This is a genomic window from Allobosea sp. BK604 (assembly GCF_004341515.1).
GTDB lineage: Bacteria > Pseudomonadota > Alphaproteobacteria > Rhizobiales > Beijerinckiaceae > Allobosea.
The window spans coordinates 80,281-92,019 of sequence record NZ_SLZF01000004.1 but is presented as its reverse complement, the minus strand read 5'-3'; the positions used below and the strand labels follow the sequence as shown (position 1 = coordinate 92,019).

Sequence of the window (11,739 nt, the reverse complement as noted above, 5' to 3'; positions counted from 1 at the left end):
GACCAAAACACCTCGAAATCGCGCTTCTGCTCTGGCGGGAGTGGCCGACGATCGGGCTGATCGTCGAGACGGAGGTCTGGGGCTGCGGCTCCCTCCCTTCTCCCCCTGCGGGAGAAGGTGGCTCGGCGAAGCCGAGACGGATGAGGGGTCGCGCGACGGCTACCGCACCCACTCGAACAAGCTCACCGATGCAGGGCAGCGCGACCCCTCATCCGCCCCTTCGGGGTACCTTCTCCCGCAAGGGGAGAAGGTGGCGCCCTTCAATTCACGGACACGCCCCAGAATCGCGGCTTCTGCCCGGGCCAACCCTCATAGCCCGAGACGTTCTTGCGCATCGCGCTGAAGCCGACGCGCGTGCCCCAGACCACCATCGGCATGTCCTGCAGGTAGAGCTTGTGCATCTCGTCATAGAGCGCCTGGCGCCTGGCGACGTCGCTCTCGGCGAAGAGGCTCTTCAGCAGCTCGCGCGCCTTGGGATTGTCCCAGGGCTTGTCGGCCTGGCGCGCCTTGTCCGCCGGTGAAGCGCTCGACGATGAAGAGCGGGTCGAGATAGGGCGTGACGTTCCAGACCATCATCTGGTAGCGCCCGGCATAATAGCGCTCGAACTGCGCGCCGAATTCCAGCATCTCGACCTCGGCGTTGAGGCCGACGGCGCGCAGCATCGACTGCACATAAATCGCCGTATCCGCCATGATCGCATTCTGCTTGTTGGTCAGGATGACGATGCGCTCGCCCTTGTAGCCGGCCTGCGCGAGCAACGCCTTGGCCTTGGCGGGGTCGAATTCGGCGCCGGTCTTCTCGACCGCGCCGTAATAGCTGCTCGTCGCCGGGATCAGCGAGCCCGAGGGCGGCACCTTGCCGTCGACAAGGGCGGCGGACATGCTCTGGCGGTCGATGGCATAGTTGATCGCCTGGCGGATGCGCGGATCGGCCAGGGCCGGATCGCGCGTCTGGAACGGCAGGGCGTAGATCGCCGAGAAGGGCGTCGAGACCACGCTGACCGCCGGGTTCTGCTGCAGTTCCTTGATCTGGTTGCTGTCGGCCTCGGGCCAGATATCGATCTTGCCCTGGAAGAGCGCGAGCTTCGTCGCCTGCGCATCCGGGATCAGCTCGAAGCGGATTTTCTCGACCTTGGCTGCCTTGGCTCCCGCGAGACCGTCGGCTGCCTCGCTGCGCGGCTTGTAGGCGTCGAAGCGCGCAAGCTCGACGAACTGGCCCTTGCGCCATTCGGCGAGCTTGAACGGGCCGGTGCCGATGGCGGCGATCCAGTTGCCGTCGGCATCGACGGAAGCGGGATGGGCGATGGCGGTCGAGTCGCAATCGGCGCGGGCCATGGCGCTGAGGAAGGCGCCGCTCGGGCTGGCGAGATGGAAGACGACGCGCCTGTCGTCGAGCGCTTCGACCGTCTCGACCTTGATCGCGTTCGAGCCGTCGAAATTGCCGCGGCAGGGCCAGGCCGATTTCGGATCGAGGAAACGCGTCCAGGTCCAGACGACCTCTTTCGCGGTCAGCGGCGCGCCGTTGTGGAAGGTGATGCCGTCGCGCAGCGTGAAGGTATAGCTGCGCCCTTCATCCGAGGTCTCGATCTTGTCGGCGAGCATCGGCGCGACGCTGCCATCGGCGCGCCAGGCGACGAGCCCCTCATAGACGTTCTGCAACACGCTGCCGGTCGAGATGTCGGGGCTCCTGCCCGGCATCAGGCCGCGGATATCGGCGTTGATCACCGTCCGCAGCGTCTGGGCCGAGGCGGCGCCGGTCAGCAGCATCGAGCCCGCCGCAATAACCAGGGCCGAGCGCAGCAGGCGGCCCGGCAGGTTGCGATGTCCCATCACGATCCTCTCCCGAGATCCGATCATTGCGCCGCCAAGTCCCGGCTCGCGCGCGCCACCTCGTCGCGACAGAGCCCGGGCTCGACGCCCTGCATTGCGGCGAGCTTCACCAGCCGTTCCAGCATCGGCAGGCGCGCGGCCCGGCCGATGCCGATATCGGCGCGCGGATGGACGGTCAGGCAGGCATAGCCTTCGACACCAAGGAGCGCGACGAGCTCCTCGGCCAGCAGCGCCTCGGCCCGGTCCTGCGTGACGCGGCGGCGGAAATGGGTGGCGTCGGTCAAGCCTTCCGAGATCGGCAGTTCGACCATGCCGGCGCCGCCGTGATGGGCGAGCGCATAGGGCGCGTCGTCGTCGAGGAAGCTCGAATCGTAGCGATAGCCGAGACGCTGCAGGATCGGGATGGATCGTTCCGACAAGGTCCCGGTCGGCGAGCGGAAACCGATCGGCGCCCCTCCAAGCCGCGTCAGGATCTCATGCGCCTCCTCGATCACCGCATTCTCCTCGGCACCGAGCTTGGCGTGGTCCTCGAAGGCGCGGCCATTGCTGGCGATCTCGTGCCCCTCCTTCAGGCAGCGCTCGAACAGCGCCGGCATGCGCTGCGCCTCGCTGGAGGGCCAGAAGAAGGTCGCGTTCAGTCCATAGTCCCTGAGCGCATCGAGCACGCGGGCCAGGCCGATGCGGTAGGTGTAGCGGCCATGGGCGTCGCGGCCGAAGAGCTCGGCCTCGGGCATGGTCGCGGCCTCCGGTCCGATGCCATGGACATTGACGGTGAGAAGCAGGGTCATTGGCGCGGCTCCCGCCAGGCTGCGGGATCGGCCAGGCAATGGTCGGCGATCTCCCTGCAGGTCATGAAGCGCACGCCCGTCTGCGCCTTGGCATAGGCGAGGAAGCGGTCGACCGCCGCGGCGCGTGCCGGCGTGCCCGAGCCGCCGCCGGCCTTGGGATGCACAGTGAGATGGACATAGCCGTCTCGGCCGCTGATCGCGTCGAATTCCTGGATGAAATTGCGCTCGACCTCGCAGGCCAGCGCGCCGCCGGTGAAGTACATCGGGAAATCGTCGAGCGAGACGGTGTTGTTCGGCACGACCGCGAAGCCGTCATCGAGCAGATAAGGCAGGTCCTCGTCCTTCTCGCTGGCATCGTAGCGATAGCCGAGGCGGCGCAGGGTTGGCAGCGTCAGCTTGCTCTTGCGACCGGAGGGCGAGCACCAGCCGACCGGCGCCTCGCCGACGACATCGGTCAGGATGCGATGGGTCTTCTCCAGCAGCTCCGGCTCGCGCTCGCCGAGGTCGAAACCCTCGTGCTGGTAGCCATGGGCCGCGATCTCGTGGCCGGCCCGATGCATTTTCACAAAGGGCTCGGGCCAGTGCTCGGCATCGTAGCCGCAGCAGAAGAAGGTTGCCTTGATGCCGTGGCGCGCAAGCATGTCGAGATAGCGGTCGACGCCGCGGCGCAGCGCGTAATTACCGCGGCTGTTGATGCCGAGCGGGTTCTGGCCACGCCCGGCCTCGACCGCCGGTCCGTCGACATGAACGGTCACGCAGATCACGGCCCGGGCCCCGCCGGGCCAGCGGGGCTTGTTCATACTCGTCATATCCAACGCTCCTGCCCTGCTGGCCAATATCCCCTGCGCTCAGGCCTCTGCCGTCACGCCCTCCGACAGGCGCCAGAACAGGCGCACGCCGCCATCGCCGGTGCTCTCCAGCCCCGGCACCGCCGAGAGCAGCTTTCGCGTGTAATCGTGGCGGGGATTGTCGAAGATCGCGTCGCGGCTGCCCTCCTCGACGATCCGGCCCTCGTGCATGACGACGACGCGGTCGGCGACCTGCTCGACCACGCCGAGATCATGGCTGATGAACAGGCAGGAGAAGCCGTGCTTGCGCTGCAGCTCTGCGAAGAGCTCCAGTACCTGGGCGCGCACGGTGACGTCGAGCGCCGAGACCGGCTCGTCGGCGATGACGAAGCTCGGCCGGCGCACGACGGCCCGCGCGATGGCGATGCGCTGGCGCTGGCCGCCGGAGAGCTCATGCGGGAACCGGCTGGCGAAGCCCTCGGCGAGGCCGACCTCGGTCAGCACCTCCTGCACGCGCCTGGCCTTCTCGGCCTTGCCCATGCCGGAGACGAGGCGCAACGGCTCGCCGACGAGATCGCCGATGGTCATGCGCGGATCGAGCGAGGAATACGGATCCTGGAAGACCATCTGGCAGTTCAGCCGATAGTCCCAATAGGCCGTCTCGCTCCTGTCGATCGGCTTGCCGTTGAAGCGGATCTCGCCGCCGCTCGGCTTGACCAGCCCGGCAATGGCGCCGCCGAGGGTGGTCTTGCCCGAACCGGAGCCGCCGACCACGGCGACGACCTCGCCGGGCTGGACGTCGATGCTGACGCCATGCAGCGCGCGCTTCGGCTTCTCCTTGCGGAAGAAGCCCTGCCGGCCGCCATAGTCGACGACGAGGTCACGGACCGCGACGATCGGCACATCGGCCCTGGGCAGCACGCGCGCCGGGCCACGATGCGGCATCGCCGCCAGCAGCTTGCGGGTATAGGGATGCTGCGGCCGGCTGAGCAGGTCCTGCGCCAGGCCCTGCTCGACCACGTCGCCCTGCTGCATCACGATGATGCGGCTGCAATAGCGCGCGATCATGCCGAGATCGTGCGAGATCATCAGCACGGCCGTGTTGTTGGCCTTGGTCAGATCGACCATCAGCTCCAGCACCTCGCGCTGAACGACCGCGTCGAGCGCGGTGGTCGGCTCGTCCGCCAGCAGCAGCGCCGGCTTCAGCAGCATCACCGAGGCCAGCATAATGCGCTGGCGCATGCCGCCGGAGAACTGGTGCGGATAGGCGGTGAGCGCGCCCTCGGGATCGCGGATACCGATGCGCCGGAGCATGTCGAGGATCAGCGCCCTGCGCTCGGCGGTGCTGAGCTTGCGATGCAGCGCCAGACCCTCGTCGAGCTGCTCGCCGATCAGCATCGAGGGGTTGAGCGAGGTCATCGGCTCCTGGAAGACCATGCCGACGCGGGCGCCGCGCATCTCGCGCAGCAGCTTCGGCGCCATGGTCATCACGTCCTGGCCCTCGAAGCGGATCGTGCCGGAAACCTTCCGGATCGCCGGCGGGATGAAGCCCATGACGGCGCGGGCGGCGAGCGTCTTGCCCGAGCCGGATTCGCCGACGATGCCGACCATCTCGCCGGGGAAGACCGAGAAGCTGACGCCGTTGACGACGCGCTTGCCGGTCCTGTTGATCTCGAGCGTCAGGTTGTCGACGGCGAGCAACGGGGTGGTGTTCTCGGCCATCACATCCCCCTCATGCGCGGGTCGAGCTTGTCGCGCACGGCGTCGCCCAGAAGGTTGATGCCGAGCAGGGTGAGCGAGATGCAGAGACCCGGGAAGATGCCGAGCCAGACCGCCTGGCCGATATAGGGCCGGCTGCCGGCGAGCATGTTGCCCCAGGTCGGGGCCGGCGGCGGCACGCCGAGGCCGAGGAAGGAGAGCGCGCTCTCGGCCAGCAGCACATAGCCGAACATCGAGGTCGCCAGCACGGTCAGCGGCGCGATGCAGTTCGGCAGGATGTGGCGGGCCATGGTGAAGAGCTCGGAATTGCCCATCACCCTGGAGGCGGCGATGAACTCGCGCTCGCGCAGCGAGAGCACGGCGCCGCGGACGATGCGGGCGACCGAGGGCGTATAGGCGATGCCGAGCGCAACGATGATCCCGTATTTGTTGGCGCCGAGCACGGCCAGCAGGCCGAGCGCCAGCAGGATGCCGGGAAAGGCCAGCAGCGCATCGTTGAAGGCCATCACGATACGGTCGAACCAGCCACGGAAATAGCCGCTGAGGATGCCGATCACCGTGCCGCAGATGACCGCGAGCGTGACGGTGAGCAGGCTGATCCAGGCGCTGGTGGCGGCGCCCGCCATCAGGCGGCTGCCGACATCGCGGCCGAACTCGTCGGTGCCGAGCCAATGGGCGGCACTGGGCGCGGCGAGCTTGGCGCGGAAGCTGAGCTGGAGCGGATCATAAGGCGTCCAGACCGCGCCGATCAGCGCAACGATGATCAGGGTGCCGATGAGGAAGCCGCCGAGCAGGGCGTTGGGTGCGGGCATTCTCATTGCGCCGTCACCCTTGGATCGAAGATCGGATAGCACAGGTCGATCACCAGATTGACGATGACATAGGTGAAGGCGACGAAGAGCAGGCAGCCCTGGATGACCGGGTAGTCGCGGGCGAAGATCGAATCGACCAGGAGCCGGCCGAGCCCCGGGATGGTGAAGACGGTCTCGACCACGGCGATGCCGCCGAGCAGGTTGCCGAGCACGAGGCCGATCAGCGTCCATGTCGGGCCGAAGGCGTTCTTGAAGGCGTGGCGCCAGAGCACCGCCCCTTCCGAGAGACCCTTGGCGCGGGCATGGGTGATATAGTCGAGCCTGAGCACTTCCAGCGTCGAGGCGCGGGCCATGCGCAGGAGCACGCCGATCTCGTGCAGGAACAGCGTCATGATCGGCATGACCAGGTAGAGGATGCCGCGGGTCGCATCCTCGCTGATCGAGACATAGCCGACGACCGGCAGCCATTCGAGCTTGAGGCCGAAGAAGAGCAGGAGCAGCAGGCCGAGCCAGAAGGTCGGGATCGAGAGCAGCAGCGTCGCCAGGCCGACGAGGCCGAGATCGAGCGTGCTGTTCTGGCGCCAGGCGGCGATGACACCGGCCGGCACGGCGACGAGACAGGCGAGGAAGACCGCGACGAGCACGATCTGGGCGCTGATCCAGAAGCGCTGCAGGATCAGCGGCAGCACCGCCTGCTGCGAGGAGATCGACTGGCCGAGATCGCCCTGCAGCAGGTTGCCGAACCAGATGCCGAACTGGACCGGCAGGCTCTTGTCGAGGCCGAGCCTGGCGCGCAGATCGGCGAGGCTCGCGGGGTCGGCGAGGTCGCCGAGCATGAGCTGCGCCGGATCGCCCGGGATCAGCCGGATCAGGACGAAGACCGACACCGCCACGATCAGCAATGTCGGCAACGCCATCAGGATGCGCGTCAGCGCGAAGCGAAGCATGCGCTCCTACCCTCCCCGTTCCGTTGCGGTTCAGTTGGCGACGCTGACTTCCCAGAGCAGCAGCTTCGACATCCACGGCTTGACGCCGGAGGCGCGCTTGGAATGGGCGACGATGTCGATGTCGTTATGGGTGAAGATCGAAGGCACCTGCTCGATGAAGCGCTTATGCAGCTCGTCGAAGATCTTCTGGCGCTCGGCCGGATCGGACACGACCATGCTCTTGTCGATCAGCGCCAGCGCCTCGGGATCCTCCCAGACCTTGCGCGGCTGCTTGTCCTTGGGCCCCGAAATCTGCTCGAAGCCGAGCGCGGGGTCGATGCGGGCGGAGTAGGAGAAGGACTCCATCTGGAAATTGCCCTTGTTGTAGCGATCGAGCTGGGTCGCCCATTCCAGGACTTCGATCTCGGCGTTGATGCCGACAGCCTGCATCATCTGCTGGGCGATGACCGCGGTGTTGAAGCTCGGCACGGTCGAGCGCTTATTGGCGAGGATCACGATCTTCTCGCCCTTGTAGCCGGCCTCCTGCAGCAGCTTCTTGGCCCGCGCCGGATCGTATTTGAAACCCTGCTTCTCGACCTCGCCGAAATATTTCGAGGTCGTGTAGATCGGCGAGTTGTTGGGCTTCGTGAGATTGTCGGTGACGTTGGCGACGAGCTCGGGGAAATCGATCGATGCCGCGATCGCCTGGCGCAGCTTGACGTTCTTCAGCACCGGATCGCGCGTCTGCATGATCAGGCCGTGGCGCACCGGGTTGGTGACGGTGATGACATTGAGGCGCGGATGTGCCTTCAGCTCGACCGCGTCGCTCGCCGGCACCGAGGCGATGTCGAGCGAGCCGGACATCAGGCCGGCCTTCACCGTCGCGGCGTCGGGGATGACCATGAAGCGGACTTCCTTCACCAGCGGGCGCTTGGAGCCGAGCATGCCGTCGGGCTTGTCGCCCTTGGGCGAGGCATAGCCGGAATAAGCGAGCAGCTGGACCGACTGGCCGCGCTTCCATTCGCCGAACGTGAAGGGGCCGGTGCCGATCGGCTTGTCCCAGCTGCCGTCGGCCTTGACCGAGTCCTTGTGGATGATGGCGGTGCCGCCGCAATCGGTGCGGGCGAGCGTGTCGAGGAAGAGCGCGTTCGGCGCGTTCAACTCCATGACGAAGGTGTTGGCGTCCGGTGCCGTGGCGGAGACGACCTTGAGGCCGTTGCGGCCATCGAGATCGCCGAGGCAGCGCCAATCCGTCTTCGGGTCCATGTAGCGGTTCCAGGACCAGAGCGCGTCTGCCGAGGTCAGCTCGGCGCCGTTGTGGAACTTCACGCCCTTGCGCAGCGTGAAGGTGTAGGTCTTGCCGTCCTGGGAGATATCGACCTTCTCGGCCAGGAGCGGGCCGACCGCACCGCCCTCATCATAGCCGACGAGGCCTTCGACGACGTGCAGCACGATCATGTCGGTGTTGTCGTCACGGTTCACGCCCGGGTTGGACGAGCGCATGTCGGCGTTCAGCACCGCAGTAAGGGTCTGGGCTTGGACAGCCCCGGCCGAGAGGGCCAGGGCGAAGGCGGAAGCAAGAATACGGTTCATCGACGATCCCCTGTTTTTGATGATTATAGGCTTGTTGTTCTCAGGCGGCCCTGGCCGCCCCGGTCCGGCGCTTCCTGAGCACGTCGGCCAGGAAATCCTGGACCCGCGACAGCGCCTTCGGCCCGTCATGCGGCATGTTCGGCACGAGGTCGAAGCGCACCGCGATGCCGTGCTCCTCGAAGGATTTCTTCAGCGCCGCCAGCCGCTCCGGGCGGTTCTTGCCGGCATGGTTTGCGTCCGGCATCCAGTTGCGGCCGCCTTCCTTGTGGGTGATCTCCCAGGTCTCGAGATCGGCGGCGCCGACGATCATCTGCACCGGCACCTTGGCCATGGCGGCAGTATCGATCTCGAGGCCGAAGAGCTCCTTGACGTTGCGGGTGCCGACCCAGAAATCGCGGGTCGGATCGAGCAGCGTCACCGAGCCCGGCGCGCCGATCGAGGCGGCCCAGAGGCGCTGCGGGTGGAACATCAAGAAGCGATGGGCGAAATGGCCCCCGCCGGAATAGCCGAACAGCGCGAACTTGTCGGATTTCAGCCCGTAATGCGCGACGACCTCCTCGATCATCTTGATCAGGACGAGGTCGTAGCGGATGTCGCCCTCGCGCATGTATTTGAAGCCGTCGCGATTGCCGTCGCCGCGCACGCCGATCGGGAAGAGCGGCGCCAGGATGATGCAGTTGTTCCAGCGGGCGAATTCGGCGAAGCCGTCGCGATACCCGACGAAGCCGCGGCCGGTGCCGTGCATGGTGACGACGAGCGAGGGCTCCTCGCCCTGCCCCAGCGTCGGCGGCACATAGAGGCAGTAGCTGAAGCGCGGATCATGCTTGCAGGCGATGACCGGCGTGCTCTCCAGGTCGTACATCGCGCGGCCGCGGGCCGCCGCATCGGACTCGGGCGCGTCAGGCTTCGCAGGGGCGGCAGTCATCGGACATCCTTGATTGGCAGTTAAATTGGCGCCAATTTAGTTGCATAGACGACGAAGTCTGGCAAGCTGCGTTCGCTGCTGTAGCAAGCACGCGGCCGGATAGGCTAAGGAACAACCATGACGAGCGTGATGCGGAAGCGGAAACAAAAGCGCCCCCTCGCCGGCGAGATCGCCGAGGCGATCCGGACCGGCGCCTATCGCACGGGCGAATGGCTGCGCCAGATCGATCTCGAGGAGAAGTTCCAGGCGACGCGGTTCGACGTCCGCGCCGCGCTCGACAAGCTCGTCGTGCTGAAGGCGATCGAGCACGTGCCGAATCGCGGCTACCGCGTCGCCGAGATCGACAGCGCCACCTTGCGCCATATCCGCGAGGCTCGCGTCGCGATCGAGACCGCGACCGTGGCCAGCATCGTCGCGGCGGTCGACGCCTCCACCCTCGGCAAGCTGCGCGAGATCGCCGAGCGGTTTTCCGGCGCCGTGCAGGGCGGCACGCGGGCCGACTGGAGCCGGATCAACAGCGAATTCCACCACCTGATGTATCATCTCAGCGGCAATCCGATCATGGAGGAGCTGATCTGGAACCTGCGCGACCGCTCGCGCGGTTCGGATGTCACGGTCTGGATCTCGCACGAGGCGCTCCAGCGCAGCGACCGTGACCATCACGCCATGCTGGAGGCGCTGGAGGCGCGCGACTCGGTGCGCCTCACCGAGCTGATCACGGGCCATATCCTCAGGAACGACCCGTGACGGCAGCTCGGCTCACTGGCCGATGCTGACTTCCCAGAGCCGCGGCTTCGACAGGATCGAGGGCTGGTAACCCTTCACCTTCTTGCTGAAGACGCCGGCATCGAGGCCGTTATAGAGCATCACCATCGGCACCTGCTCGATGAAGCGCCTGTGCAGCTCGTCGAACAGCTTCTGGCGCTCGGCCCGGTCGGAGACCACCATCGACTTGTCGAGCAGGGCCAGGGAATCCGGATCGTCCCAGACCTTGCGCGGCTGCTTGTCCTTCGGGCCGGCGATCGACTCGAAGCTCAGCGAAGGGTCGAGCCGCGCCGAATAGGGGAACGCCTGCATCTGGTAGTTGCCCTTGCTGTAGCGGTCGAGCTGCGTCGCCCATTCCAGCACCTCGATGGTGACGTTGAGCCCGACCGCCTGCAGCATCTGCTGGGCGATGACGGCGGAATCGAAGCTCTGCGGGTAGCGCTTGTTGGCGAGCATCACGATCGGCTCGCCCTTGTAGCCGGCCTCCGCGAGCAGCTTCTTGGCGGCGGCAGGATCGTATTTATAGCCCTGCTTCTCGACCGGGCCGTGGAAGGCCGACATGGCCGGGACGATCGAGTTGTTCGACTTGCCGAGGCCGTCGGTGACCGCATTTGCGATCTCGGGCGTATCGAGCGCGGCCGCGATCGCCTGGCGCAGCTTGACGTTCTTCAGCAGCGGATCGCGCGTCTGCAGGAGGATGCCGACGAGACCCATGTTCGAGACGACGGAAACCTCGACCTTGGGGTTCTTGCGCAGCTCGGCGACTTCGTTATTGGCGACGTCGGGCACGATGTCGATATCTCCGCGCAGCAGCGCCGCATTGGCGGTCGAGCTGTCGGGGATGATCATGAAGCGAACTTCGTCGACCAGCGGGCGCTTGCCGCCGGCATAGCCGTCGATCTTGCCGGGCAGGCTGGCATAATCGGCGAAGCGCTCGAGCCGGATGAACTCGCTGCGCTTCCATTCGCCGAACTTGAACGGGCCGGTACCGATCGGCTTGTCGAAGCTGCCATCGGGCCTGACCGAGTCCCTGTGCATGATCGCGGTCATGCCGCAATCGGTGCGGGCGATATTGGCGAGGAAGAGCGCGCTCGGCGTATCCAGCCTGAATACCACCGTCGCCGGATCGGGCGCCGTGACGGATTCGACCCTCGCCCGGCCGCGCCCGTCGAATTCCGAAAGGCAGCGCCAGTCGGTCTTCGGGTCCATGTAGCGGTTCCAGCTCCAGACGACGTCGGCCGAGGTCAGCTCGGCGCCGTTGTGGAACTTGACGCCCTTGCGCAGCGTGAACGTGTAGGTCTTGCCGTCCTCGGAGATATCGACCTTCTCGGCCAGGAGCGGCTTGACCTCGGCATCCTCGCCATAGGCGACGAGACCCTCGACCATATGGAGCACCACGGCGTCGGTATTGTCGTCGCGGTTCACGCCGGGGTTGATGCTGCGGATATCGGCGTTCTGCTGCACCTTGATCACCGACGCCGCCTGCGCCGGCCCGGCCAGAATTGCGGCAAGAGCAGCGCCCGCGAAGGCGGCCGCCGCGATCGGCTTTGAGACCATGATCACTCCTCCGTCTTTCCTATCTCTCGAATTCGC

11 protein-coding genes are annotated in these 11,739 nt (G+C 66.3%); 1 reads left to right on the top strand and 10 read right to left on the bottom strand.

All coding sequences use genetic code 11. The features are described from left to right. Positions 1–260: 260 nt before the first annotated feature. Genes EV560_RS35770 through EV560_RS13525 form a run of 9 tightly spaced genes read right to left on the bottom strand, consistent with a single transcriptional unit; the run spans position 261 to position 9,381 of the window. On the bottom strand, positions 261–401 hold the full coding sequence (locus tag EV560_RS35770; protein WP_165923455.1) for a hypothetical protein: 141 nt from the start codon (positions 399–401) through the stop codon (positions 261–263). Positions 402–405: 4 nt separating this feature from the next. After that, on the bottom strand, positions 406–1,830 hold the full coding sequence (locus EV560_RS13560) for an ABC transporter substrate-binding protein (protein ID WP_248312064.1): 1,425 nt from the start codon (positions 1,828–1,830) through the stop codon (positions 406–408). A gap of 23 nt (positions 1,831–1,853) precedes the next feature. Then, the gene (locus EV560_RS13555; protein WP_131856315.1) at positions 1,854–2,618 is read right to left on the bottom strand and encodes a polysaccharide deacetylase family protein; all 765 of its coding nucleotides are present in this window, start codon (positions 2,616–2,618) and stop codon (positions 1,854–1,856) included. After that, positions 2,615–3,418, bottom strand: coding sequence for a polysaccharide deacetylase family protein (locus tag EV560_RS13550; protein ID WP_248312039.1), 804 nt, complete (start codon positions 3,416–3,418; stop codon positions 2,615–2,617). The genes EV560_RS13555 and EV560_RS13550 overlap by 4 nt, the downstream gene beginning before the upstream one ends. Before the next feature lie 48 nt (positions 3,419–3,466). Continuing rightward, positions 3,467–5,128 carry an ABC transporter ATP-binding protein gene (locus tag EV560_RS13545; RefSeq protein ID WP_131856313.1) on the bottom strand — a complete coding sequence of 554 codons (1,662 nt, stop codon included), beginning with the start codon at positions 5,126–5,128 and terminating at the stop codon, positions 3,467–3,469. After that, positions 5,128–5,943 carry an ABC transporter permease gene (locus tag EV560_RS13540; protein WP_131856312.1) on the bottom strand — a complete coding sequence of 272 codons (816 nt, stop codon included), beginning with the start codon at positions 5,941–5,943 and terminating at the stop codon, positions 5,128–5,130. The genes EV560_RS13545 and EV560_RS13540 overlap by 1 nt, the downstream gene beginning before the upstream one ends. Then, complete coding sequence (locus EV560_RS13535) at positions 5,940–6,884, bottom strand: ABC transporter permease (RefSeq protein WP_131856311.1); 945 nt, start codon at positions 6,882–6,884, stop codon at positions 5,940–5,942. The genes EV560_RS13540 and EV560_RS13535 overlap by 4 nt, the downstream gene beginning before the upstream one ends. 30 nt (positions 6,885–6,914) lie before the next feature. Beyond that, on the bottom strand, positions 6,915–8,456 hold the full coding sequence (locus tag EV560_RS13530) for an ABC transporter substrate-binding protein (RefSeq protein WP_131856310.1): 1,542 nt from the start codon (positions 8,454–8,456) through the stop codon (positions 6,915–6,917). Positions 8,457–8,496: 40 nt separating this feature from the next. Then, entirely contained in the window at positions 8,497–9,381 is an 885-nt protein-coding gene (locus EV560_RS13525) for an alpha/beta hydrolase family protein (RefSeq protein ID WP_131856309.1), read from the bottom strand. A gap of 117 nt (positions 9,382–9,498) precedes the next feature. Here EV560_RS13525 and EV560_RS13520 point away from each other — a divergent pair, with 117 nt between their 5' ends. After that, positions 9,499–10,128 carry a GntR family transcriptional regulator gene (locus EV560_RS13520; RefSeq protein ID WP_131856308.1) on the top strand — a complete coding sequence of 210 codons (630 nt, stop codon included), beginning with the start codon at positions 9,499–9,501 and terminating at the stop codon, positions 10,126–10,128. Positions 10,129–10,140: 12 nt separating this feature from the next. Here the strand turns inward: EV560_RS13520 and EV560_RS13515 are convergent, their stop codons facing one another. Continuing rightward, the gene (locus EV560_RS13515; protein ID WP_131856307.1) at positions 10,141–11,703 is read right to left on the bottom strand and encodes an ABC transporter substrate-binding protein; all 1,563 of its coding nucleotides are present in this window, start codon (positions 11,701–11,703) and stop codon (positions 10,141–10,143) included. Positions 11,704–11,739: the final 36 nt, after the last annotated feature.

Bases quoted from the DNA above. Each gene is read 5' to 3' on its own strand.
- EV560_RS35770 (WP_165923455.1), bottom strand. From the start codon at position 401: ATGCACAAGCTCTACCTGCAGGACATGCCGATGGTGGTCTGGGGCACG.
- EV560_RS13560 (WP_248312064.1), bottom strand. From the start codon at position 1,830: ATGGGACATCGCAACCTGCCGGGCCGCCTGCTGCGCTCGGCCCTGGTT.
- EV560_RS13555 (WP_131856315.1), bottom strand. From the start codon at position 2,618: ATGACCCTGCTTCTCACCGTCAATGTCCATGGCATCGGACCGGAGGCC.
- EV560_RS13550 (WP_248312039.1), bottom strand. From the start codon at position 3,418: ATGAACAAGCCCCGCTGGCCCGGCGGGGCCCGGGCCGTGATCTGCGTG.
- EV560_RS13545 (WP_131856313.1), bottom strand. From the start codon at position 5,128: ATGGCCGAGAACACCACCCCGTTGCTCGCCGTCGACAACCTGACGCTC.
- EV560_RS13540 (WP_131856312.1), bottom strand. From the start codon at position 5,943: ATGAGAATGCCCGCACCCAACGCCCTGCTCGGCGGCTTCCTCATCGGC.
- EV560_RS13535 (WP_131856311.1), bottom strand. From the start codon at position 6,884: ATGCTTCGCTTCGCGCTGACGCGCATCCTGATGGCGTTGCCGACATTG.
- EV560_RS13530 (WP_131856310.1), bottom strand. From the start codon at position 8,456: ATGAACCGTATTCTTGCTTCCGCCTTCGCCCTGGCCCTCTCGGCCGGG.
- EV560_RS13525 (WP_131856309.1), bottom strand. From the start codon at position 9,381: ATGACTGCCGCCCCTGCGAAGCCTGACGCGCCCGAGTCCGATGCGGCG.
- EV560_RS13520 (WP_131856308.1), top strand. From the start codon at position 9,499: ATGACGAGCGTGATGCGGAAGCGGAAACAAAAGCGCCCCCTCGCCGGC.
- EV560_RS13515 (WP_131856307.1), bottom strand. From the start codon at position 11,703: ATGGTCTCAAAGCCGATCGCGGCGGCCGCCTTCGCGGGCGCTGCTCTT.